At 62.7% G+C, this 24,933-nt stretch carries 19 protein-coding genes; 10 read left to right on the forward strand and 9 right to left on the reverse strand.

Going from position 1 to position 24,933, the window contains the following annotated elements:
- The first annotated feature begins 129 nt into the window (after positions 1–129).
- The 7 genes from MUH00_RS22945 (at position 130) to MUH00_RS00685 (ending at position 8,513) form a co-directional block, all read left to right on the forward strand.
- Complete coding sequence (locus MUH00_RS22945; RefSeq protein ID WP_321576084.1) at positions 130–2,817, forward strand: ABC transporter ATP-binding protein; 2,688 nt, start codon at positions 130–132, stop codon at positions 2,815–2,817.
- Positions 2,818–2,952: 135 nt separating this feature from the next.
- Positions 2,953–4,548, forward strand: coding sequence for an ABC transporter substrate-binding protein (locus tag MUH00_RS00660; RefSeq protein WP_425603030.1), 1,596 nt, complete (start codon positions 2,953–2,955; stop codon positions 4,546–4,548).
- A 68-nt stretch (positions 4,549–4,616) separates the two neighbouring features.
- Positions 4,617–5,660 carry an ABC transporter permease gene (locus MUH00_RS00665; protein WP_247001662.1) on the forward strand — a complete coding sequence of 348 codons (1,044 nt, stop codon included), beginning with the start codon at positions 4,617–4,619 and terminating at the stop codon, positions 5,658–5,660.
- A 1-nt stretch (position 5,661) separates the two neighbouring features.
- Positions 5,662–6,597: an ABC transporter permease gene (locus MUH00_RS00670; RefSeq protein ID WP_247001664.1), complete on the forward strand. Its 936-nt coding sequence runs from the start codon at positions 5,662–5,664 to the stop codon at positions 6,595–6,597.
- An 8-nt stretch (positions 6,598–6,605) separates the two neighbouring features.
- Positions 6,606–6,938, forward strand: a complete 333-nt coding sequence (locus MUH00_RS00675; protein WP_247001665.1) for a DUF7268 family protein — start codon at positions 6,606–6,608, stop codon at positions 6,936–6,938.
- A gap of 129 nt (positions 6,939–7,067) precedes the next feature.
- Complete coding sequence (locus MUH00_RS00680) at positions 7,068–7,433, forward strand: DUF7344 domain-containing protein (protein ID WP_247001667.1); 366 nt, start codon at positions 7,068–7,070, stop codon at positions 7,431–7,433.
- A 153-nt stretch (positions 7,434–7,586) separates the two neighbouring features.
- The gene (locus MUH00_RS00685) at positions 7,587–8,513 is read left to right on the forward strand and encodes a DMT family transporter (protein ID WP_247001669.1); all 927 of its coding nucleotides are present in this window, start codon (positions 7,587–7,589) and stop codon (positions 8,511–8,513) included.
- A 44-nt stretch (positions 8,514–8,557) separates the two neighbouring features.
- Here the strand turns inward: MUH00_RS00685 and MUH00_RS00690 are convergent, their stop codons facing one another.
- Both MUH00_RS00690 and MUH00_RS00695 read right to left on the reverse strand, forming a co-directional pair.
- The gene (locus MUH00_RS00690; RefSeq protein ID WP_247001671.1) at positions 8,558–8,830 is read right to left on the reverse strand and encodes a DUF8028 family protein; all 273 of its coding nucleotides are present in this window, start codon (positions 8,828–8,830) and stop codon (positions 8,558–8,560) included.
- 404 nt (positions 8,831–9,234) lie between these two features.
- Positions 9,235–11,463 (reverse strand): CDC48 family AAA ATPase, encoded by a 2,229-nt coding sequence (locus MUH00_RS00695; protein WP_247001673.1) that lies wholly within the window; start codon positions 11,461–11,463, stop codon positions 9,235–9,237.
- A 204-nt stretch (positions 11,464–11,667) separates the two neighbouring features.
- Between MUH00_RS00695 and larC the strand changes: the two genes are divergently transcribed.
- Positions 11,668–13,029: a nickel pincer cofactor biosynthesis protein LarC gene (larC, locus tag MUH00_RS00700; RefSeq protein WP_247001675.1), complete on the forward strand. Its 1,362-nt coding sequence runs from the start codon at positions 11,668–11,670 to the stop codon at positions 13,027–13,029.
- Positions 13,030–13,262: 233 nt separating this feature from the next.
- On the opposite strand, the gene MUH00_RS00705 is transcribed toward larC, so the two are convergent.
- Both MUH00_RS00705 and MUH00_RS00710 read right to left on the reverse strand, forming a co-directional pair.
- Complete coding sequence (locus MUH00_RS00705) at positions 13,263–13,637, reverse strand: hypothetical protein (RefSeq protein ID WP_247001677.1); 375 nt, start codon at positions 13,635–13,637, stop codon at positions 13,263–13,265.
- Between the two features lie 900 nt (positions 13,638–14,537).
- Positions 14,538–14,945, reverse strand: a complete 408-nt coding sequence (locus MUH00_RS00710; protein WP_247001679.1) for a hypothetical protein — start codon at positions 14,943–14,945, stop codon at positions 14,538–14,540.
- A 1,370-nt stretch (positions 14,946–16,315) separates the two neighbouring features.
- On the opposite strand from MUH00_RS00710, the gene MUH00_RS00715 reads away from it, so the two are divergent.
- Both MUH00_RS00715 and MUH00_RS00720 read left to right on the forward strand, forming a co-directional pair.
- A complete protein-coding gene (locus MUH00_RS00715) occupies positions 16,316–17,134 on the forward strand; it encodes a DUF4330 family protein (protein ID WP_247001681.1) in 819 nt (272 codons plus the stop codon).
- A 717-nt stretch (positions 17,135–17,851) separates the two neighbouring features.
- Positions 17,852–19,111 carry a glycosyltransferase family 4 protein gene (locus tag MUH00_RS00720; RefSeq protein WP_247001682.1) on the forward strand — a complete coding sequence of 420 codons (1,260 nt, stop codon included), beginning with the start codon at positions 17,852–17,854 and terminating at the stop codon, positions 19,109–19,111.
- Between the two features lie 45 nt (positions 19,112–19,156).
- On the opposite strand, the gene MUH00_RS00725 is transcribed toward MUH00_RS00720, so the two are convergent.
- From MUH00_RS00725 to MUH00_RS00745, 5 genes are all read right to left on the reverse strand, one after another.
- Positions 19,157–20,560, reverse strand: coding sequence for a nucleotide sugar dehydrogenase (locus MUH00_RS00725; RefSeq protein WP_247001684.1), 1,404 nt, complete (start codon positions 20,558–20,560; stop codon positions 19,157–19,159).
- A complete protein-coding gene (locus MUH00_RS00730) occupies positions 20,553–21,539 on the reverse strand; it encodes a Gfo/Idh/MocA family protein (protein WP_247001686.1) in 987 nt (328 codons plus the stop codon). Before MUH00_RS00730 ends, MUH00_RS00725 begins: the two co-directional genes overlap by 8 nt.
- A complete protein-coding gene (locus MUH00_RS00735; protein ID WP_247001688.1) occupies positions 21,529–22,602 on the reverse strand; it encodes a DegT/DnrJ/EryC1/StrS family aminotransferase in 1,074 nt (357 codons plus the stop codon). The genes MUH00_RS00730 and MUH00_RS00735 overlap by 11 nt, the downstream gene beginning before the upstream one ends.
- Positions 22,602–23,150 carry an acyltransferase gene (locus MUH00_RS00740; protein WP_247001690.1) on the reverse strand — a complete coding sequence of 183 codons (549 nt, stop codon included), beginning with the start codon at positions 23,148–23,150 and terminating at the stop codon, positions 22,602–22,604. The genes MUH00_RS00735 and MUH00_RS00740 overlap by 1 nt, the downstream gene beginning before the upstream one ends.
- 562 nt (positions 23,151–23,712) lie before the next feature.
- Positions 23,713–24,819 carry a glycosyltransferase family 4 protein gene (locus tag MUH00_RS00745; RefSeq protein WP_247001692.1) on the reverse strand — a complete coding sequence of 369 codons (1,107 nt, stop codon included), beginning with the start codon at positions 24,817–24,819 and terminating at the stop codon, positions 23,713–23,715.
- Between the last annotated feature and the right edge of the window lie 114 nt (positions 24,820–24,933).

The following is a 24,933-nucleotide window of genomic DNA, read 5'->3' on the forward strand; positions in this document are numbered from 1 at the left end:
TCTCGGCCGGGGGAGCCACCGACAAAAATCCTTCCGCTCGGAGATCGGTTCCGCGCGCCGCCGGCCGTCGATCACATCCGGATCTTGACATACGAAACGTTATTATTCGTGAGCACACCTGACTGGGTAATGCCCGATCTTCTGTCGATTTCCGACCTTCGGACGCAGTTTCGGACGGAACGTGGCGTGGTAAAGGCGGTCGACGGGATCGACCTCACTGTCGAGCGGGGCGAAACCGTCGGCCTGGTCGGCGAGAGCGGATCCGGAAAGAGCGTCACTGCGCTCTCCGCGATGCAACTCGTCGACGATCCGGGTGAAGTGGTCGACGGCGAATTGTTGCTCCGGGACGCCGACCTCGCCGATCGCCTGACCGAGAAGTATCCCGAGCGCGCCGACCGGTTCGTCACCGACGGCGCCGTCGATCTGGCGAACGCGCCGGAAACGGCGATGCGCGACATCCGCGGCGGGGAGATGAGCATGATCTTCCAGGATCCGATGACCTCGCTCAACCCCGCGATGACCGTCGGCGACCAGGTCGCCGAGAGCCTCCAGTTGCACCGGTACGGCGGCAAGCGGGCGGACTCGTGGGTCAACGCGGTCCGCGAGGCGTTCCCGGGCAGGGACATCTCGAACGAGGTGGTCGACGACGTCGTCGAGATCCTCGACGCGGTCGGTATCCCTGAACCCGAGACGCGCTTGGACGAGTACCCCCACGAGTTCTCCGGGGGGATGCGTCAGCGCGTGCTCATCGCTATCGCGCTCGCGTGTCGGCCCCAGTTGCTCATCGCCGACGAGCCGACGACCGCGCTCGACGTCACCATCCAGGCCCAGATCCTCGATCTCATCAACGAGTTACAGGAGGAGTTCGATATGTCCGTGCTGTTCATCACGCACGACCTCGGCGTCGTCGCGGAGACCTGCGATCGCGTCGCCGTCATGTACGCCGGAGAGATCGTCGAGGAGGGGCCGGTCGAGGAGATCTTTCACGACCCGTCCCACCCGTACACGTACGCCCTGCTGGAGTCGATTCCCAGGGACGACTCCGATCGTCTCTACCCCATCGAGGGGAACGTCCCCGGTCTCATCGACATGCCCGACGGCTGTCACTTCGCCCCGCGGTGTCCGTGGGCGTCGGCGGAGTGTACCGCCGGAGAGATTCCGTACCGCCAACACGGGCCGGACGACATCGATCACGCCGCCAAGTGCGTCCTCGACTCGTTCGACGAGAGCGAGTACGGGAGCGACGCGTCGCAGGTGTCAGCCGAGTCGAAGACGTTCAGCGGCGAGCCGCTGATGCGCGTCGACGGCCTCCGCAAGCACTTCTCCAAGGCGGACGATCTGCTCGACAAGTGGCTTACGACGGAATCCCAGACGATCAAAGCCGTCGACGGCGTCTCGTTCGACATCTACGAAGGCGAGACCCTGGGGCTCGTCGGCGAGTCCGGTTGCGGGAAATCGACGACCGGGCGGACGATCCTCAGGTTACTCGAGCCGACCGACGGTACCGTCGTCTTCTCCGGCGACGACCTGACCGCGATCGACGGCGACGACCTCCGCGAGAACCGGCGGGACCTCCAGATGATCTTCCAGGACCCGCTCTCGTCGCTGGATCCGCGGATGACGATCGGACAGACGATACGCGAACCGCTGACGGTCCACGGCCTGCCGGAGTCCGACCCGGGCGTCGAGCCCGTCGCCGACGTCGTGAACGAAACCGGCCACGACGTGACCGTCGACCTCGACGACGACGTGGACGTGATCGTCGGCGCGGAGGACGACACCGCCCGCGTTCCGGTGACGGTGCGTCGGCCGGAGTCGGAGGGTGGCGATCGCCCCGTCGAAGTCGACGTCCCGGCCGGGCTGGAGGCGTCCGTCGCGGAACGGGACGCGTCGGTCGACGTGTCCGTGTCGGTCGCCTGGTCGCGCGATCGGATCCGGCGAGAACGCGTTTTCGACCTCGTCGACGCCGTCGGGCTCTCGCGGGACCAGATCGATCGCTATCCCCACGAACTGTCCGGCGGCCAGCGACAGCGCGTCGGCATCGCTCGGGCGCTTGCGGTCGATCCCGACTTCATCGTCGCGGACGAACCGGTATCGGCGCTCGACGTCTCCGTCCAGGCCCAGATCCTGAACCTCCTGGAGGACCTCCAGGAGGAGTTCGGACTGACGTATCTGTTTATCGCACACGATCTGAGCGTCGTCCGCCACATCTGCGACCGCGTCGCGGTCATGTACCTCGGAGAGATCGTCGAGACGGCGCCGACGGCCGACCTGTTCGAGAACCCACAACACCCCTACACGCAGGCGCTGCTGTCGTCGATCCCACAGCCGGACCCGCTTGCGGAGACCGACGGACGAATCATCCTTAAAGGAGACGTCCCCAGTCCGATCGATCCACCCTCGGGATGTAGCTTCCGGACCCGATGTCCGAAAGTCATCCCGCCCGCCGACTTAGAGACCGACCAGGAGAGCTACCGGGCGGCGATGGACTTCCGCGAGCGCGTCGAGAACCGCGACCTCCAGGTGGCCGTGGTCCGCAAGGCCGCGTCCGACACGGACGAAGCAACGGCCGTCGCGACTCCCGACGGCGGAACATCGACGGACACCGTCGAGCGCCTGCTCGATCGGGAGTTCGAGGAGCGGCCGACGGGCGAGGTCGGCGACATTGTCAGGCAAGCTTGCGAACGCGTCGTCGCCGGCGACTGGGACGCGGCGTCGGAACTGCTGCGCGAACGGCTCGAGAGCCCGTGTGAACGCGATGAACCCAGCGCGGGCGAGGGACGACACCGCGTGTCTTGCCATCTATATGACAGGTAGCGGCTGAGTTTCCTTCCCGCGAGACGCTCACCGGTATATTTATAATTATTCTACAGCAACCCACGGGGCATGCCACGCGATATCGATCGTCGAAACTTTTTGAAAGTTGCAGGAGGAACGACTGTCGCAACCACGATGGTATCGGGGTGTATCGGGTCTCTGACCGGTAGCGACGGCGGCGGGACGCTCGTCTACGCTCGCGGTGATCACCCCGAGAACTACGACCCGCAGCAGACGACGAGCGGCGAGGTCGCGAAAGTCACGAACCAGATCTTCGACCAACTCGTCAAGTTCGAGCCGGGCAGCGGCGGCCAGCTCGTGGACGGGTTGGCGACGGAGTATAATCTCGATGGGACGACGGCGTCGATAACGCTCCGCGAGGGCGTGACCTTCCACAACGGCGAGGAGCTCACGGCGGAGGACGTCCGCGCGACCATCCGCCGGTTCATCGACGAGGACTACGAACACTACCTGGGTGAGGAGAACCGATCCGGGTACGGGCCGTTCACGTTCGGGAACTGGGTCGAAAGCGTCGAGGTCGAGTCCGATTACGAACTCTCGATCGAGCTGACCCAGCAGTACGCGCCGTTCCTGCGCAACCTGGCGATGTTCGCCGCGGCGATCCTCTCGAAAAAGCAGATCGAGTCGCTCGGCGACCAGACGGACCTGGGTACTGATCCGAAGGGCACCGGGGCGTTCACGTTCGAGGACCTCGATAACGGGAACGAGCGCGTCCGTCTCTCCGCTAACGACGACTTCTGGGGCGACGGTCCGAACGTCGACGAGGTCGTGTTCAAGACCATCGGGCAGAACTCCACGCGCGTCCAGGACGTGATCAACGGTGACTCTCACATCACCGACAACCTCGACTCCCAGTCCTCCCAGCAGGCCGACGACGCGGAGACGGCGCAGTTGCTCTCGAAGAGCGGCATCAACACCGGGTACATGGCGTTCAACATGGCGCGCGTCGAGGAGTTCCGTGACAGGCGCGTCCGCCAGGCCGTCAGCATGGCGGTCAACACCGAGGCGATCGTCAACGACATCTACGAAGGGTTCGCCAGCCAATCCAGTCAGCCGCTCCCGCCGGACGTGCTGGGGCACAACGACGATCTCGACCCGTACTCACAAGACAAGGAGGAAGCGGAGTCGCTGTTGGAAGAGGCCGGCGCGACCGGCCTCAGTTTCGAACTCGCTACGTTCTCGAACCCCCGCGGATACAACCCCAGTCCCGTCGAGACGGCGAACCAGGTCAAATCCGACCTCGAGGACATCGGGATGAGCGTCGAGATCAATCAGTTCTCGGATTTCAGTTCGTACCTCGACTACACCGATCAGGGCCGCCACGACGCGTGTTTCCTCGGCTGGTACACGGACAACGCCGATCCGGACAACTTCATGTACGTCCTGCTCGACCCGAAAGTCGATCTGGAAGCCGTTCCCGAGGACCAGGACTGGGTCAGCTTCGACACCGAGGGGTACAGCCCCCTCAACGTGTCCGCGTGGGCCAACACCGACTACATGGAACTGGTCCGCGAGGCGCAGGCGACCTACGACGACGCCGCGCGGGAGGAACTCTATCACCAGGCGAGCGAGTTGGTCCGCGAGGAAGCGCCGTGGGTGTTCATCGACTACGCACAGACGCTGCGCGCCGCGAACGAGGCAGTCGCCGAAGACTCGTATACGATCAGTTCCGTCGGCGGCCCGTTCCTCAACCAGGTCTCGCTGAACTGACCGGTGTCGATACCGCCGGATAATAAGCGCTTTATCCGGTCCGCAATACGTTCATATAAACTCACACTATGGTTTCGAAGCGGTACGTCGTGAAGCGGCTGTTGTTGCTCGTCCCGGTGTTGTTCGGGGTGGCGTCGCTGGTGTTTGCCATCCTCCACCTCTCGCCGGGTGATCCGGCTCGCCTCATCGTCGGGCAGCGAGCGCCGGCGTCGCAGGTCGAGGCGGTGCGTGAAAGTCTCGGGCTGAACGATCCGTTGTACGTCCAGTACGGGCGATTCCTGCTCGACGCCGCGCAGTTCGAGTTCGGCGAATCGTACAAGGTCTCCCAGGGGAACCCGGTTCGGCAAGTCATCACCACGCGGTTCCCCGTGACGATCGAACTGGCGCTGTACGGCCAGGCGATCGGGATCATGCTGGGCATCCCGCTGGGCGTGCTCTCGGCGGTCAAGCAGGACTCGCTTACGGACCACCTCACCCGTATCGGTGCGCTCACCGGAATCTCGGTTCCGATCTACTGGTCCGGTCCGCTGCTCATCCTGCTTTTTTCCGCCTACCTCGGTCTCTTTCCGGCCGGGAGCCGCATCGGATCGACGATCTTCCTCCCGGACACCTGGAGTCTGTTCGGGAAGGAGCTCCCGTTGACGGGGATTATCCTCCTCGACACGCTGTTGCTCGGGCGACTGGACGCGTGGCTGTCGGCCGTCCACCACATGTTCCTGCCGTCGGTGACCATCGGCGTCTACTCGATGGCGCTCATCTCCCGGATGATGCGCTCGTCGATGCTCGAGGTCATCAGACAGGACTACATCCGGACGGCTCGCGCGAAAGGACAGGGCACGAAGATCACCGTTCTAAAACACGGGTTCCGGAACGCCTTCATCCCGGTCGTGACCGTCATCGGGATCCAGTTCGGGACCCTGCTCGGCGGCGCGGTGTTGACCGAGACGGTGTTCGGAATCGGCGGCGTCGGGACGACCCTCGTCGAGGCGATCAGCGACAGCGATTACCCGGTCGTCCAGGGTATCGTGCTGACGTTTGCGTTACTGTTCACCCTCGTCAACCTCGGCGTCGACCTCACGTACAGCTACCTCGACCCACGTATCCAGCAATAACATGAGTACTGACACAGCGACACCCAAGACCGAGACCCGAAGCTCCCTCGATCGGCTGCGGAACTCGCCGTTCCTCTCGGAACTGCTCTCGAACCGACTCGCCCTCCTGGGGCTTACGATCATCTGCGGAATGTTTCTCGTCGCCATCTACGCACGGGTGTTCTACGACGTCGACGCCCTGGCGAGTTCGCGTCTCGGCGGGACGATTCCGAGCCGCGCTCCGCCGTACTGGGCGGGCGGCGCCGAGTCGACCGGCCTCTTCGGGACCGACGCCTCCGCGCGAGACATCTTCACGAGGACGCTGTACGGCGCGTGGATCGCGCTGAAGCTCGGGACGATCACGGTCGGGGCTTCGACCGCCGCGGGCGTCGTGCTGGGAATCGTTGCCGCGTACTACGGGGACTGGGTCGACAACGTCATCATGCGGACGATGGACGTTCTGTTGGCGTTTCCCTCCCTCCTGCTGGCGCTGGCGCTCGTGGCTATCTTCGGGGCCGGCCTCTGGAAAGCGGTCATCGCGTTGATACTGGTGTACACGCCGCGGTTCGCGCGCGTCGTCCGCGGAGCGGCGCTGAAGGTACTCGAAGACGAGTACATCGACGCGACCGTCGCGCTCGGGGCGAGAGATCCGCGCGTCCTCTTCAGGCACATCCTGCCGAACACGCTCGCTCCGATCACCGTCCAGTCGACGCTGAACTTCGGACTCGCCATTATCGACCTGGCCGCGCTGTCGTTTCTCGGGTTCGGAGCCCAGGCAGGGACGCCGTCGTGGGGGCTGATGCTCTCGAACGGCGTCAAGAACGGCCTGCTCACCGGGAAGTGGTGGATGTCCTTCTTCCCGGGGCTGTTCCTCGCCATTACCGTCCTCGGGTTCAACCTGCTCGGCGACGGGATGCGCGATGCGCTCGACCCGCGGATGCAGGATACGGTCGAGTGACGGGACCGATGCGCCGGGTCCGACTCGTCGTCGACGCGCTCGCCGTCGGCGGTGGCGTCGCCGCCCTCGCCATTGCCGCGCTGGTCGTAACCGGAACGACGCCGACCCGGGCGACGGAACTCGCCTTCGCGATCGGGGCGCTCGCGCTCGGCATCGGCTTGCTCGGCTGGTCGGGATCGGTGATGGCTGGCCGGGGAATCGAAACGATGCAAAATCACCTCGACACGAACACCGACTGGACGGAGGCGAAGTCCCGGCGCGCGATGGCGAGGGTCGGCGGGTTCGGCGGGGGATTGATGCTCACGAGCGCGATCGTCGAGGTGCTCGCATCCGGACCGTAACCCGCCGAACGGAGCCAGTTTCGATCGAGAGCCGGCGCGGCCGTCCGCGCCCGGACGGCGCCGGGAGATCAGCCACGATCCAATCTCTTTAGGCAACGGGTGTAATACCCGTGGGTGCCTGGAGGGTGTATGAACCGGGCGAATGCCACACGAATGGAGGCGGCATGTTCGCTGCTCGCGGAGTCCGAACGCCGATACCTCCTCTACCTGCTGGCAGAAACTGAGTCTGCGAACCTCGAAGACTTCACGGGGCAGATTGCAGCCTGGGAGCGAGACGTGCCCGTATCGCAGGTCGGGAAAGACGCCCGACAGTTAGTGTACGTCACGATGGTCCACAACCATCTCCCGCGACTCGCGGATTACGACATCATCGAGTACGACCTGCGAAGCGGAGACGTCGTTCTCGCGGAGGGATTCGACGATATCAGGCCGCTGCTGGAGCAGTTCAAACAGACCGAAGAGGTCCCGGAACTCCGACAGCGACCGCCTCTCTGATTCGGCTCGCGCCCGAGCAGTTTCTTCGCGGTGCGGACTCGTTTTCGATCGCATCCCCGTCCGAGCGCTCGCCGGTTCTCGATCGTCGCCCTCGTCGCGTCGCGAGGAACGTCGAATCGAAACGCATAGGAGCCGACTCCGACGAGCACCACTGTGAGTCGATACCGGAATCTCGCACTCTTCCTGACGCTCGCTGCGGTGTGGGGGACGGCGTTCGTCGCGATCAGCGCCGGCCTCGAGTACTTTCCGCCGGTGCTGTTCGCGGCGTTGCGCTACGACGTCGCCGGCGTCCTTATGCTCGCCTACGCGGCGTACGCGGTCGACGACTGGATCCCCCGAGGCGGAGCCGAGTGGGCCGTCGTCGGTGTTGGGGCCGTGTTCCTGATCGCGGCGTACCACGCGTTCCTGTTCGTCGGCCAGCAGAACACGACGGCCGCGGCCGCGGCGATCCTGGTGAGCCTCTCGCCGGTGCTGACGACCGGCTTTGCCCGCGCGCTGGTTCCCAGCGACGCGCTCTCGGCCGTCGGCGTCGCGGGCGTCGTCGTCGGACTGGCCGGCGTCGCGGTCATCGCACAGCCCGATCCGTCGAACCTGTTGGCGGCGGACGTGGTGGCGAAGCTGTTCGTCTTTTGTGCGGCCGCCTCGTTCGCGTTCGGGAGCGTTCTCACCCGACGGATCGACGCCTCGCTCCCGATCGAGACGATGGAAGCGTGGTCGATGCTCGGCGGCGCGCTCGCGATGCACGCCGCGAGTCTCGGCCTCGGCGAACCGATCGAGCCGGCGACGTGGGCTCGTCCGGAGGCCCTCGTCGCGCTGGGCTATCTCGCGCTCGTGGCCAGCGCGTTCGGCTTCCTGCTGTACTTCGACCTGCTCGAACGGCTCGGCGCCGTCGAGATCAACATGGTCTCCTACGTCGCGCCGATCTTCGCCGCCGTCATGGGCTGGCTCCTCCTGGACGAGGTCGTCGACGCGACGACCGTGTTCGGCTTCCTGCTCATCGCCGTCGGGTTCGTTCTCGTGAAACGGCGGGCGCTCCGCGAGGAGTTCGGTCACGTTCGCCGACAGTACTCGGGCGAGTAACGGTGTCCGGTCGCCGAATCGGGGCCGCCCGGGGGCGGCGATCGTCAGCGTCTGTGCGCGTGCCCGACGTAGAGGGCGACGAGATTCACGGCGAGTAGGGCGAGAAAGGTCATGGTTTCGCTCGAGCTCGACAGCCCGGTCGCGAGCAGCGGGACGTACAGGAACGGCAGGACGATCGCCGCCCAGAATCCCGTGCGCCGGATCGGGGTTGCGAGTGAGGGGACGGTGCGTTCGAGGACGCCTCGGTCGCCGGTGCTCTTGTGGGACTCGTCTGGCGCCGCGGATTGCCGATCGTGGACAGCAGGGGACTTCGACATGGAACGACTGACCCGCGCCACGATTTCACGGTGGGACACATATATCGCCCCGACCGTTTCGATCGTTTGGTACTAATTCACACGAATAAGGCGCGAACTGAACGAACGGCGGCCTATCAGCCATCGAACAGCTGTGAGCGGAGAGAGATCGGTGGAAAGACGCGATAACGCCGGCTGACAGCGGCTCCTACCGAAAATCGTCCTCCGTTAGGGGAACAATACGGCTCGACTCGGTCGACGACAATCGGCGGACGGAGCCACGGTCCGTTCGGCGTCGGCGAGCTGTGTAACGGCGGACGAACGCTTCGGTGCCAACTCAGCGTGGTATACGCCGCCCTGAAGGTGCCGAAAACCGACAGTGACATGAATCGGATAAAAATCGGGCATCGCCGTTTTGCGTCCGGTTACTGGAAGCCGATCCGGCTGCCGCGGCGGCCCGTCGGGTCCGGTCCGGTGGTACCACCCTGAAACTCCTCTTCGATCCGCTCGTAGTAGTCGAGGATGTCGTCGGTGATCGTCGGGCGGACGTTCTCCATGGCCTTGCGGAAGTGGCGCATCTCGACGACGTCGGCCTCGTGGTCCTCGCGCAGCGCCTCGATCGCGGCCTCGCGGGCGATCGACTCGAGATCGCTGCCGACGTAGCCGTCGGTGATCTCGGCGACCTCCCGGAGATTGACGTCCGCGGCCAGCGGCGTGTTCTGGGTGTGGATCTCGAGGATCTGCTCGCGGCCGTCCATGTCGGGTTCGCCGATCATGACGAGCCGATCGAATCGACCCGATCGCAACAGGGCCGGATCGATCATGTCCGGCCGGTTGGTCGCGCCGATGACCATCACGTTCTCCATCTCCTCGAGCCCGTCCAGTTCCGTCAGCAGCTGGTTGACGACCCGCTCGGAGACGTTCGAGCCGGTTTCGTTACCCCGGCCCGGCGCGAGCGCGTCGAGTTCGTCGAAGAAGATCACCGTCGGCGAAACCTGCCGCGCCTTGCGGAAGGTCTGCCGGATAGCCTTCTCGGACTCGCCGACCCACTTCGAGAGCAGTTGCGGCCCACGAACCGAGATGAAGTTGGCGTTGGTCTCGTTGGCGACCGCCTTCGCCATCAGGGTCTTCCCGGTACCTGGCGGCCCGTACAGCAGGACGCCGGCCGGTGGATCGATCCCGAGCCGATCGAACCGTTCGGGGTTGTTCAGCGGCCACTCGACCGACTCCTCGACCTGTTCCTGGGCGTCGCGGAGGCCGCCGACGTCGTCCCAGGAGATCTTGGGGAGCTCGACGAGCACCTCCCGCATCGCCGACGGCTCCACTTCGTTGAGGGCGCCGCGGAAGTCCTCGCGCTTGACGATCATCCGATCGATCAGGCTCGGCGGGATGTCCTCCTCGTCGAGATCGATCTCGGGGAGGTACCGGCGCAGCGCCTTCATCGCCGCCTCCTTGGTCAAACTCTCGATGTCCGCGCCGACGAAGCCGTGGGTCTCGTCGGCGAGGTGGCCGAGGTTGACGTCGTCGGACAGCGGCATGCCGCGCGTGTGGATCTGGAGTATCTCCTCGCGGCCCATCTCGTCCGGGACGCCGATCTCGATCTCGCGGTCGAACCGGCCCGGACGGCGAAGCGCGGGGTCGACGCTGTCGACGCGGTTGGTCGCGGCGATGACGATCACCTGGCCGCGGGCCTCGAGGCCGTCCATCATCGTCAGCAGCTGCGCGACGACGCGGCGCTCGACTTCGCCGGTGACGTCCTCCCGCTTCGGAGCGATCGAGTCGAGCTCGTCGATGAAGATGATGGAGGGCGACTCCTCGCTCGCGTCCTCGAAGATCTCCCGGAGTTGCTGTTCGGACTCGCCGTAGTACTTCGAGATGATCTCCGGCCCGGCGATCGAGAAGAAACTTGCCGAGGTCTCGTTGGCGACCGCCTTCGCGAGGAGGGTCTTCCCGGTGCCCGGCGGGCCGTGCAGGAGGACGCCCTGCGGGGGCTCGATTCCCAGTTTCTTGAAGATCTGCGGGTGCTTCATCGGGAGTTCGACCATCTCCCGGACCCGCTGAATCTCGCCCTGGAGGCCGCCGATGTCCTCGTAGGTGATCCCGCCGCCGGTCTTCTCAAAGCCGGAGATGGGCTCCTCGCGGAGTTCGACGTCGGTATCCTCGGTGATGAGGACGACGCCCTCGGGATCGGTCTCGACGGCGATCAGCGGGATGGCCTGGCCCGGCGATCGCATGAACGGGTGGTTCGTCGAGGACATGACGGGGACGATGTCGCGGCCGACGACCGGCCGCTTCAAGATCTGGCGTTTGACCATGCCGGCGGCGTCCGAGCCGAACTGGACCGACGCCTCCTCCGGCGGCGCGAGGACCAGTTTGTCGGCTTTCGTCGCCTCGGCCTTGCGGATGGTGACCCGCTCGCCGATGCCGACGTCCGCGTTCTGGCGCGTGAAGCCGTCGATTCTGACGGTGTCCGTGTTCCAGTCTTGCCGATCCGCTCGCCACACCTTCGCGGCGGTGGTGTCTGCACCTTCGATCTCGATGATGTCGCCCGGACTCAGCTTCAGGTGGAGCAGCGTGTCCGGGTCGAGTCGGGCGATACCACGACCCGAGTCGTTCGGGTATGCCTTCGCAACCTCCAGTTGGACTTCGTTCATGATTCGGGATGGACGGCGATGTCAGTCACTCCGATTCGGTGCCGGATAGATCTTTTGCTAGCGCCAATCACTGTGTTATATGATACCATATCAGAATGAGGGAGGCAGCTACATAGCTGTACCGGCATCGGTCGGTTTTGTCGCGGCTAGTCGTCCGATCGGGAGTGACGTGGCTTTTTGCCGTTCCACCGCTCTCCCATACGTATGACGACACTCGCCTTCGACGGTCGAATGGGAGCCAGCGGTGATATGATCCTCGCCGCCCTGCTCGACGCCGGCGCGGACCCCGACGTTCTCGATCCCGTTACGACGGCACTCGATATCGAATACCGGATCGACGAGGCGGTCAAAAGCGGGATCTCCGCGACCGCCGTCGACGTCCTCCTCGCCGACGCCGATCGATCGGACGGCCGCGATCGCGACCGAGAACCCGATCACCAGCACGGAGAGAACGGTCACGAACACGAGGATCACGACCACGAGCACGGCGATCGCCACGATCACCATCATCACGACCACCACAATCACGATCACCAGCACGGAGCAAACGAGCACGTCCACGCCGAGGGTCACGGCCCGCACCGGAGCTATCTCGAGGTCCGCGAGATCGTCGACGCGATGGCCCTCGATCCGGCGATCGAACGGGACGCGCTCGCGATCTTCGAATTGCTCGGCGAGGCCGAAGCCGACGTCCACGGCGAATCCCTCGACGACATCCACTTTCACGAGGTCGGCGCCGACGACGCGATCGCGGACGTCGTCGGGGCCGTCCTGCTAGTCCACGACCTCGATCCCGATCGGATCGTCACGACGCCGCTTTCGACCGGCGGCGGAACCGTCTCGATGAGCCACGGCGAGTACCCCGTGCCGACGCCCGCCGTCGTCGAGGTCGCCTCGCGATCGGACTTCTCGCTTCGCGGCGGTCCCCTCGACCGGGAACTCCTGACGCCGACCGGGGCGGCGATCCTCGGCTACTACGCCGACGGCGTCGAATCGCTTCCCTCGATCGACCTCGACGGCGCGGGGTACGGCGCCGGCGGCTACGACCTCGATCCCCACCCGAACGTCCTGCGCGTCCTGGTCGGCGACGGCGGGAGCGAACTCGCGAGAGACGATATCGCGGTCCTCGAGACCAACCTCGACGACGCGACGCCCGAAGTACTCGGCGGCCTTCAGGAGTCCCTCGCGGACGCGGGCGCGAGAGACGTGTCGGTCCTTCCCGTCGCGATGAAGAAGTCCCGGCCGGGTCACCTCGTGAAAGTCGTCTGCAAGCCCGAGGATCGGGAGCGCGTGGCCCGGCGGCTGGCCGAGGAGACCGGCACGCTCGGCGTTCGAGACGCGGGGGCGACCCATCGTTGGATCGCTGAGCGATCGTTCGAGACCGTCACGCTGGAGGTGGACGGCGATCGCTACGACGTGACGGTCAAGATCGCCAGCGACGCCGGCGGAGAGATCTACGACGTGAGCGCGGAGTACGACGACGCCGCGCGCGTCGCGCAGGCCGCGGGCGCTCCCGTTCGAACGATCCTCGCGCGCGCGGAGGCGGCGTGGACCGATCGCCGGTAATCGGCCCGAATCCGGGCCGAAGAGCGGCTCCCGTTCAGTACCGACCGTTGACGGCCGATTCGCGGCGCCGATCGCGTCTTTCGACTCGATCTCGATACTGCAACTGTCCGTGATATATTGGATATTGGGCTGACAGTAACAGCGGTAGCGGCCTCAGCGGACACCCGTCGCAGCCGCTGTACTGTCGCGGGGTACCCGAAAGAAAAACTGCCGGAAACCGCTACGGATAGCGGTTACGCGCCCTCAGTGATGTCGAATTCGATCTCGTTCTCGGCTTCGGAGAACGAGACCGCGGTCACGTCGGCGTTGTTACTCTGCGTGACGTCCTGGTTCTGAAGCACTGCGGAGTTCGCCTCAGCAGCAGCGGCACCAGAGCCGCCGACACCGATCGAGCCCGCGTCAGCGTTCGCGCTGGAGACGCCTACCTGCGCGTTTTCGTTGCTCTGGTCGACGTTAACAGTCGTGGTCGCGTCGGAATCGGCGTCCTGATCGATGTCGCCGACGTTGATGCTAACCTGTGCTGCGGCGCTTCCGGCGGCCCCCATGAACAGGAGCCCGCCGAACAGCGCTACTGTGAGCGTAATCGCAAGCGTTCGTTTGAATTCCATGGTGAATCACGGCGAGTTGTTTTCGGGCGGCGCGTCACACGGTCCCTCCCCCAACGCGCGACAGTCGAGTATGGAGGGGTGACACATTACGGACTTTAAACGCATGTGACGCAATGCCCAGTCGAGGCTCATCACTGCGTTCCACTTATACCCGGCAAACAGTTTCGAGAAAAGCAGCGGATTAGGGCGTGAAACGCTTTTTTAGTCGTGATAAGCGGACAGTCACGCACCACGAGGCGTACTGTACGCTGATGTGTCCCGACGGAACAGTGAGTTACTGACCGCCTCCATCGATAGGGGAGAACCGTTTGCTCGCCCCGGAGACCCGTTCGAACCGGTGTATCCGCCCGTTAGCTACCACCTGAAACCGGTTTCGACCCGGCAACGCGGTCGGATCGATCCGATCGTCTCGGACTTCCAGACTGACATCTTCCGGAAGCGCGCAACGAGCGCGCGATCGCGTCTCGTCGATTCGCGAGCGACGACCGATCGAATCCCATCGTTGCGCGAACCGGACGCTCGACGAGATAGCGCGCCGGGCGGTCGTCCGATTCGATCCGTGTCGAACGGTCCACCGAGCGAACCATCAATGACTTCTCGACGGGCTGCGTCGAGCGGCCGAACGTATCGGACCGCGGGCGGAGCCGTACGAACTGTGGGCGTCGGTTCGTCGTTTCACTCCGAGCTCGACACTCGACTCCGATCGGACGCTCGCCGACGCGCCGAAACTTCGTCCCGCTCGCCGGATTCCACTCCGCGTCCGATCGGCGACTGCGGGTTCCGACCGCGGGATTCGGAGCGCGGACGTAGCATCGAAGAGGATCCGGCGTAGTCGTTCCCGTAGTCGGCGTGCCAACGCGTCGAATAATAAAAATCGCTGAAAACCGCTACGGATAGCGGTTACGCGCCCTCAGTGATGTCGAATTCGATCTCGTTTTCGGCGTTGGAGAACGAGACCGCGGTCACGTCAGCGTCGTTATCCTGAATGACGTTCTGATCCTGCAGCACCGCAGAGTTGGCTTCGGCACCGGCGAAGGCAGGAGCAGCACCCTTGTCTTTGGTGTGACCGCCGTGGTTACCGACCGAGATCGCACCCGCATCAGCGTTCGCGTTGGAGACGCCTACCTGCGCGTTGTCGTTGCTCTGGTCGACGTCGACGGTCGTAGTTGCGTTGGAATCGGCGTCCTGATCGATGTCGCCGACGTTGATGTTGACCTGTGCCGCAGCCGATCCGGCGGCTCCCATGAACAAGAGACCACCGAACAGCGCTACCGTCAGTGTGATTGCGAGGCTCCGTTGCAGTTTCATAGTTTCTGATACTGTTTCGGGCCACGCATCACACCAACCGCTCACCGCGGATCGTGCCGTGTTGGTGATGCGTTGCCCGGTCGATTCTCATCACTGGGTCCGACTTATACCCGCCAAACGGTTTCGCGGGAATTACGGGATTAGACGCCCGAAGGCTAACGCTTGGTCGTGGAGTGTGAATGTCCATATTTCGTGCGTATTTCCCCACTGTCGTTACAGTATCACTATGTGTTCCGTTGCCGTTCCCTTCTTTCTCTAGACCCCGTACTGCATCTCCGAAACCGCTGATCTAGTAGAGATCTACAATATGCTGAACGCTAGATGCGTCTACTCGCAACTCGACTCCGAACGCTCCGGTCGCGATCGTCCCGTCGGTATGCACTACTGACCGTTGGCCGCGTCTTTCAGGACGGAAAATTAGTCCTCGACGATAGATTCGGATCGCGGTGTCGATCAATAAATCCCCCGGACAGTTTCGAGACGGTTATCGGGCGAGTGACCCGAGATGAAACGGTACAGAAACGGAACGGCCGGCCACCGCCTCGACGTCGCGGGCGTTACGGATACGGTCCGTTGAAAACGTACCTGTTCGATATCGAGTGCGGCTCGGCACGCTCACCGCGCCCAGATGGCTCGACGACGAACGGTAGTTACGGATCGCGAACGAGGCCGCTAGTACTGGTTTACGTCGCCGCGACGAATATGTTCGCCTCACGACAGATCGGACTATCGATGCATTCGAGCGCGCTCGTCGGCGAGCGCTCCCGTAAGTTCATCAGAACGTCGCGGAACGTACCGGATCAGGCACGGTTGCTTCTGGACGATTCGCGCACGAGAGGTTACCTCCGAACACGCCGAGTGAATCCGGCGAGTCGAAACACGGACCGCTGGCGCTCATGACCGATCGAACGCCGGTGCTCGTGCCTCGCGACGCGAACGTTCAGCTACAACTGGTATCCTACTGGATCGCGAAGCGGCTAGGTCGATCGATAAGCCGGGGAATCTCGCCAAGAGCGTGTGACGGTCGGATACCGCCGGATTCGCGGCCGGTAATGAACTGTTCGTCGGTCGGCGGATTATTTCTGGGTTGCGAGCGAGGGGAACTTATTTACTACCCAACAATGTGGCCTGTGCTATGCAACCGGTTGGACTCGCAGCGGCCCCTCAAACCCGCTCGCGATCGTCGAACGGGTTCACGGTGCTCACTGCAACCCGGTATACGAGGACCCGATTCGAGACCGCCGTTTCGAGCCGCCGTTCGGCCCGTTCACCCGCCCCACAACCGCTACTCGAGGTCGACACCGCGGACGATTCGGTAACAAGCGGTACCGAGAAACTGGGCTGCGTCCCGTCCCCCGTCCGTTCGAACCATGAAACTGATCGATGAAAACGGCAATCTCCTCGGCGTCGTCAACGTCATCGACGCACTCGCAGTCGTCCTGCTGCTCGCCGTGATCATCGCGGGGTTCGTCGTCGTTATGAGCGGTGGCGACGATCCGGGAGCGGAACCGAGCGGCGAACCGGCGACGAGATACGCGACCATCGACCTCGGGAAGCAACCAGACTACGTCGCTGACCGAATCGAGGAAGGAGACGTCGCGGTGGCCGGCGGCTCCACCGGCAACGTCACGGTGACGGACGTCCATATTACGCCGACCCTCTCCGGGCCGAGTATACTGATTCGAGCGGAGATCAACGGCGAACTCCGCGAGACCGGAGGACGGCAAGCGTTTCGAGTCGGCGATGAACCGCTTCGACTCGGAAGCGATCTCAGGCTCGATATGGACGCGTACGCCACGAACGGAACGGTGACGGACCTCGGGACGGACAATTCGACCCTCCCGATCGAAGAAACGGCTACCACCGTCGACGTCGAACTTCGAAACGTCTCGACGGCCGTCGTGGACGGTCTCGAGGAAGGACTGTCAGAGACCGTCCGCGGCGAAACGATCGCGACGATCGAGTCGATCGAGAGCGAACCGGCCGCGGTCGTGCTCGAGAGCGACGACGGGCAGATTTACGAACGAGAACATCCCCGAAACGAGGACGTGACGCTAACCGTCGAATTGCGAACGACGGAGACCGAGGCTGGCGTCTATTTCAGAGGCACACCGCTCAAAGTAGGGACGATGCTCGATCTCAACTTCGAGACGATGACCGTGGAAGGTGAGGTCGTGCGAATAGAGTAGAGACGCGAGGATATACGACGTATGTTCGACGCCGCACGGGACCGATCGATCGTCGCGCGTCTGGTTAGCGAGGGGAGCAATCGAGTTCGTGCGGCTATCGCTCGCTCCGCGATCGTACGGATATGGCCGGTTACGGGAGGGCTCCGAGGAGCGGTAAACCATGCACGGCTAACGACCGTCGGGCGGCGACTCAACCGATACGTCGTCTCCTCGTTCAGCTATCGGTGGCTCACGACGGAACCGGACGCGGAACCGATCGTTATCGATCTCAGCGAGGCGCGGATCGGCGGGCTCAGCATCCGCATCGCGGATCGGATTTTCGATCGACTTCGCGTCGATACGTCTACGTCGAGTGTCGTACGCGGCTCGAAATGGCTTACATCGATCGGACGAAACTATCCGCTCCAAGCGGTATGCGGGCTCATCCTTTCGGTAGCGTTCGTCTCGCTCCTGAGCGGGACGGGCCAGTCTTCGGACGCGGTCGTCGTCGGGCACCTGCTGGTCGCCGGAATCGCCGCCATCGGTTTTCGGTCGCGACGGCGTGCGGACGAGCTATTAGACACTCATCTCGGACGGACGCTTCTATCGGCATTTCTACCGCCCGAACTGCGGGAAGGACGGGACGACGAGCAAAAAACGTAAAAGAACATACGGGGTACTGATAGTGATCAGATACCATGCCTAACAATAAGACCGTCGCTCGTCACGGGAGGGATGATGGACCGATCGAATGAGACACTATCCATATTATTTATCACTCAGTATTATCCCCCGGAAACCGGGGCTGCGCCGACTCGAGTAGGTGAATTGTCCAAACGGTGGGCGCAGGACGGACACGACGTCTCGGTTCTCACTAGCGCCCCTGATTACCCCGAGGGAGAAGTGTACGACGGGTACGATAACGATTGGATCACTCGAACGGAACGCGACGGTGTAACCGTTTATACGACGAAGACAATACCCGCGTCCAACGAGGGGTTCGTGCGGCGTTCGCTAAAGTTCGTGTGGTTCATGCTCATCGGGATCGTTGTCGGCCTTCGTCGTTTCGATCCGGACGTAGTAGTCGCCACCTCACCGCAACCGTTCACCGGCGTAATCGGCTGGATAGTGTCTCGCCTTCGCCGCGCTAAATTCGTATTCGAGGTTCGCGATCTCTGGCCGGAGAGCATCGCAGCTGTGAGCGATCTCGATAACGACGCTCTCATCACCGGTCTCGATATCCTCGTCACGTTCCTCTATCTGCGCGCGGACCGGATCGCCGTGGTTTCCCGCGGCTTCGTCCCGGGGATCGAGTCAACGGGAGTCGACACGGACGATATTTGGGTGCATCCGAACGGCGTCGATCCGTCGTTCTTCGATCGATCCGATGACTCGTGGCACATTTCCGCGGAACTCCGGGAGAGATTAGCGGATCGGTTCGTCGTTTCGTATATCGGGACGCTCGGTCGCGCTCACGGTCTCGACGTCGTGCTCGACGCCGCGGAACGATTCGATGGGGGAACAGACCCCGCCGAAGACCTATTATTCGTGTTCGTCGGGTTCGGCGCTCACGCGGACCGTCTCCAACGGGAGGCGTCGGAGCGGAACCTCGACAACGTCCTGTTTATCGGTCGGCGACCGAAACGGGAAGTCCCGGATTTCCTCAGGGTAACCGACGTGTCGGTAGTTCACCTGAAAGATCGGAGCCTGTTCCGATCGGCGATTCCGTCGAAAATATTCGAATCGCTGGCGAGCGGGACGCCGATCGCGCTCGGCGTTCGCGGAGAGGCCGAACGCATCATCGAAGACAGCGATACGGGGATCGTGTTCAAACCGGAAGACGGCGAGGAGTTGGCTGCCGCAGTCGAGCGGTTCCGGGAAGACGAAGCCCTGTACGACCGGTGTGCGCAGAACAGTCGGGCCTACGTTCTGGAGAACTACTCGTGGGAAACCATCGCCCGCGAGTACCGACGGAACCTGGAATCGCTGGCCGCGTGAACGCGTCCGATCACCCTGTACTGCCCACGAGCGGGTCCAACGCCGTTACTCCGACGGGGATCGCTCCTCGATCCCTCGGCCGATCGTGTACACGCGGGTCGGGATCTCGTTCGACTCGAGCGATCGTCTTCCGTCGACGACGATCGCGACCCCGCCGTCGTCGACCAACTCCGACCACCGAATACCGTCGAACTCCTCGTGAGGCGTTACCACTACGACGGCGTCGAGATCGAGGTGATAGATCCCCTCGAGCGCAACCGATTCGACGGCGAATTCTTCGACGCTATCGAGCAGCGGGTCGACGCCGTACACGTCGGCGCCTAATTCCGCCAGCCGGTTCGAAATCGGAATCGACGGCGACGCGCGGGTTTCCTCGACTCCGGGGCGGTAGGTTAACCCGAGGACGAGCACGGTCGCGTCCTCGATCGCGATCCCTTCCGCTTCGAGTCCGCGGTGCACCTTTCCGACCGCGAACTCCGGCATCGAGTCGTTCACTTCGCGAGCCGTTGTGAGTAACGGAGCGGGCGTCTCGAACGGTTCTATCAGAAAGTATGGGTAGTACGGAATACAGTGGCCCCCGACTCCCGGGCCAGGGTCGTGAATTTCGCAAAATGGTTGGGTGTTCGCGATCTCGATCGCCTCGAGAACGTCGATTTCGAGTTCGTCGGCGAAGCGAGCCAGTTCGTTCGCCAGCGCGATGTTGACGTCCCTGTAAACGCCTTCGAACACTTTGACCGCTTCGGCGGTCGTCGCGTCGGAGACCGCGAGGACTCCCTTCGAGTTTATCTCGTCGTAGACTACCGCGGCCGCCCGGCTACTTTCCGTATCGACGCCGCCGACGACTTTCGGGTAGGCGCCTCGAATATCCTTCAAGGCGCGTCCGGAGGACGTTCGTTCGGGACAGAAGGCGACGCCGAAGTCGCCGCGCGAAAGGCCCGACTCCGCTTCGAGTAGATTCGAGACGCGACGGCCCGTCGTTCCCGGAGGGACCGTACACTCAAGCAGGACGAGATCGCCCTCGTCGAGACCGGTTGCGATGTCGGCGATCGCGGTATCAAGCATTGCTAAGTCCGGTTCGTCGTCGCTGGTGATCGGCGTCGGGACGATGACGACGTGGATCGACGCCTCGCGAGCGGCGCGGCGCGGATCCGCCGTCGCTCGAAGCGCGCCCGTCGAGACGAGGTCGCGGACGAGTTGCCGGAGCCCGGGCTCGCGGTCGACGGGACAGCCGCCGTTCTCGACAGTCTCGACGACGTTAGGATCGACGTCCACCCCGACGACGTTACCCCCGACGTCCGCGAACACTGCCGCTAACGGCAGCCCCATTTTACCGAGCCCGTAGACCGCCACGGGAACGTTTCCGTTCGTGAACGACCGTCGTTGAACGCTCTCGTCAACCGCTGTCCCGTACAGCGCCCCGACGCGCGTCCGCGTTGTCGTATCAGTCATCACCCAGATTGGCCAGTTCCGACGTCGCCGATTCTGCGGTTTTCGCTTCGATCTCCAAGGCGACCGAGAGCGCGTTCAGACCGTCCTGGACCGACACGTCTGGCGTCCCGTTTGTGGCAGTCACCTCGAGGAACGATTCGAGTTCCCTCCGCAACGGTTCGACGTTCGGGACCGTCGGCCGTTCGATAATGCTCTCGTGTTTAAACCGGACGTCCCCGTTCCGCTCGATGTACTCCGGCACCGAATTTCGGTAGATCTCGATCGACTTGTCGAGGTAGTCGAGTTCGATAAAACACTCTTCCGCGGTGATCTCGAGCGTTCGGACCTTTCGCTGGGTTTTTCGACTCGCCGTCAACGACGCCATTACGCCGTTATCGAACTCGACCAGCGCGGAGCTGTGTCTGTTTCCGCGGACACCGGTCGCTGCTATTTCGACGGGCTCGGACCGGATAAGCGACAGCAGCACGTCGATATCGTGAATCATCAAATCGTACACGATATTGTCCCCGAGTTCCCGCGTTATCGGCGGGCCGAGCCGTTGCGCTCGAAGGCTCACGATCGAGAGATCGCGGATGATCCGTTCGAGTTCGCTCACCGCCGGGTTGAATCGCTCGATGTGCCCGACTTGAACGGGCACCTCGGCCGACGCCACTCGCGATCGCAACTCGTCGGCCCGACTGAGATCTTCGATGACCGGTTTCTCGACCAAGGTGGCGACGTCGGCGTCGAGACACGTCGCGATCATCTCGTAGTGACAGCGGGTGGGCACGACTACGGAAACGGCGTCCGCGGCCGCTAACAGCGCGTCGCGATCCAGCGCTTCCGTGTCGTACTTGCTTGCGACGTCGCGCGCCCGAGCCTCATCGAGGTCGGAGACGCCGACGAGGTTTGCGCCGGGAATCTCGTTGTACACTCGCGCGTGGTGTTGCCCCATCGTGCCGACGCCGATCACGCCGACGTCGATCCGTTCATGAGTCATGATCGCTGATCACCTCGACGATACGCTCGAGTTCGTTCTCCGAAACGTTCGGATGAACTGGCAGCGAAAGGACTTCCCTCGCGGCCTCCTCCGCGTTCGGTACCGTCGCGTCGATCCGGTCGTATGCCGGTTGGTTGTGTATGCATGTCGGGTAGTAGACGCCGGTGTCGATGCCGTGGTTTTCCAGGTGTGTCTCGAGTCTCTCTCGATTATCGCAGCGGATCGTATACTGGTTGTAGACGTGGGTCGTCCGAGCCGGCTCGATCGGCGCGGTCACCGAGGTGGATTCGAGGCCGGCGTTCAGACGCGCGGCGTTCGCTCGACGCGTTTCGACGAACTCGGGGAGTCGCTCGAACTGCGCACGGCCGATCGCGGCGGCAATATTCGTCATCCGGAAGTTGTGTCCGAGAGACGCGTGCTCGTGCGTCTTCGTCCGACCGTGATCGATAAATCGGCGGGCCGATTCGGCGATAGCTTCGCGATCGGTGACGACCATTCCGCCCTCTCCCGTGGTCATGTTCTTCGTCGGGTAAAACGAGAAGCAGGCGACGTCCCCGATTGCGCCGACGCGTTCACCATCGTACGTCGCACCGTGTGCCTGGGCCGCGTCCTCGATAACCGGCACGTCGAGTTCTGCGGCGAGTTCACAGATCGCCTCCATCTCGGCCGGCAGTCCGTAGAGGTGGACCGGAACGATCGCATCGATATCCCGTTCTCGAGCGATCGCCTCGGCGTCGCGGGGATCCATATTGTACGTCCCGGGATCGATGTCGGCAAAGACCGGTTCAGCTCCGGCGAACCGGATCGCGTTGGCGGTCGCGATAAACGAAAACGGCGTCGTCAGAACGGCGTCGCTGTCGCCGATACCGACCGCCTCGAGGGCCGCGTGAAGGGCGGCCGTCCCGTTCGCTGTCGCGACGCCGTGATCGACCCCGCAGTAGTCGGAGAACTCCGCTTCGAACTCCCGTACCTCCGATCCGTCCGCGAGTATTCCGCTGTCGATAACGTTCTCGACGCGGGCTCGCGCATCGTCACTTATCGCTGGGTCTGCGATTGGAATCATCAGATATCGTTCCTCGTTCGAAGTGACTCCGGTAGCGATCGGTTCTCCGCCGGAACGCCGGTGGCTAACGTGTCCGGAGGGACGTCGTCGACGACGACCGCCCCCGCGGCCACGAAAGAGCCGGTACCGACCGTCACATCCGGGAGCACCGTTGCAGCGGCGCCGATAGAGACGTGATCTTCGAGGGTCGGCCCGGTGAGCTCCGTTTCGCGCCGGATCGGGTACGGATCGTTCGTGAGCACCGCGTGTGGCCCGACGAATACGTTATCACCGACGGCCGTCCCCGACGGAACGTAACCGCCGGTTTGAAGGCTGACGCTCGACCCGATCGTCGTCTCCCCGTCGATAACGGTCCTCGTCCCGACGAGGACGTCGTCACCGATTTCGGTCCGCTCTCGAACAAGCGCGTAGTGGCCCGTCGAGAACCGATCTCCGATCACGACGTCGTCGTATATGATCGTCCCCGATCGAACGGTTGCGTTCGCCCCGATCACCGGCGCCGCCGAATCTTCGGCGTAAGAATACCCGATCGTGGTCAGTTCATTCATTATTCATTTAGCGTCAGTTCTGGTGTCGGCGCGCGGTATAAAGTCGCCAGATGATCTTCGATTTAATCGTATGTTCAGGGGGATAAAAAATCGATTACTGAATTTCGTTATCGCGCTGGGTACAGGCGGTCTACCTGGCCGAGTACCGCCAGGTCGTGTACGAGACCTTTTTCCGTCGTCGGTGCGGTCACAGCTCATCAACGGCTTTGCAGTGTCGCGCGATCGTCTCGACGCGCGTGCGATACTGACGAGACGAACGGGAACTGGCGGTTATCGATCCCGTCGAGTACCTCGACTTCATCACGCTCCAAGAGAACGCAGCGATCGTCGCACCAATCGGGCAGCGTGCGGAAGGAGTCGTTTTTTCCGAACGTACTGTGTCTCCCGCTCCGAGAAGAAATGGAGCGGCCCGAAACCGTCGAAGTGGGCAGGAACGTTCTCGTTGGTTCCCGGACGGGATTTGAGGCGCCCGTGAGGGTCCTTCAACGGCATCTGTCACTGCTAAACCATACGGGGTGGAACTGCTCAGTAACAATCGGTCAGTTCCCTCCACCCTTCCCGCTCACAGTAGTTCTTCGTAGAGGGCGACGAGCGATTCTGCTTCTGCTTCCCAGCTGTATTTGTCCTCGACAAGTGATTGCATTGCTGTCACATCGAAATCGCTCCTCACTGCTTCTTCGACGGCATCTGCGGCAGCGACGGTATCTTCCTGTGATACGGTGTAACAGTATTCGTCTGGAATGTATTGGTCAACAGCTTCGATGGGAGTCGCCACTATTGGCAATCCCGCATACAAATATTCGAAAAGTTTCGTAGGGACGCCGTTTCGATAGTGTTCCGTGTCCAATAGTGCGAGTCCGACGTCAGCTGAGTAGAGATACTGAAACATCTCGCTATATGTTAGATGTCCTGGGAACCGAATGTGTGACTCGAGATCGAAGTGACGAATGTGACGTCGTACTCGCACTTGATCGACGGCAGGCGACCAGGAACCGAGCAGCCATAATTCAACATCCATACCGCGATTAACCAGCGTATTGAGCAGAGTTATCATTCGATAGATTCCGCGATCCTGCTCGAGTCCGCCAACGTAACAAAGCACGTGTTCGGCCTTACGCTCGATCGGATCGTTGATCGTTGGAAGAGATTTTGTTTTTGGAAAGTTATGCGCAACTATTACACGAGTATCAGTGTCCGAAAACGGCGCTGCGATTCCCTGGGAGACGGCGACGACCCCGTCAAACCACTTAGCGGCGATCTGCTCAAACCGCGGTATTCCGTGTGAGAGGGGCAGTTCAAGCGGTTTCGGGATCCACGGCCTGATCGTGACAATGTGACCAAAATCTTCGTGTACATCGTATATTACTGCGCTGTCCGTGACTGATGAGAGGTACACGCCTACCGGGATTAGTTCCGGATCGTGAAAGTGATAAATGGATGCATCTATCTCTTTCGCTCGCCGTGCGACTTGGGAGATACTTTGCCATCGGTCCAGGCGAGATGAGGTAGTTCCGAGGTCGTAGAACGTAACCCCGTTTTGCGCCCTTTGGGGGGGATTGTGAGCCATAATCCCGACGCTGAAACCCGCCTCTAGTAGACTCGTTGCTTCTTTATCGAATATTCGAGTGTCAACCGGATCGTGAGCGGTCGTCAGGTGAACTGCGTCCATTGTTGTACTACACAGAGTAGCTCGTGGCCCTCTTGTTTATCGTCGGGGTGTGCTAGTACTCAGTTCTGCGTCTAGTTGTCACTTGCTGAAAAGGTACCCTGTAGCTATCTTGGT

The sequence above is a fragment of the Halosolutus gelatinilyticus genome (genome assembly GCF_023028105.1).
Taxonomy (GTDB): domain Archaea; phylum Halobacteriota; class Halobacteria; order Halobacteriales; family Natrialbaceae; genus Halosolutus; species Halosolutus gelatinilyticus.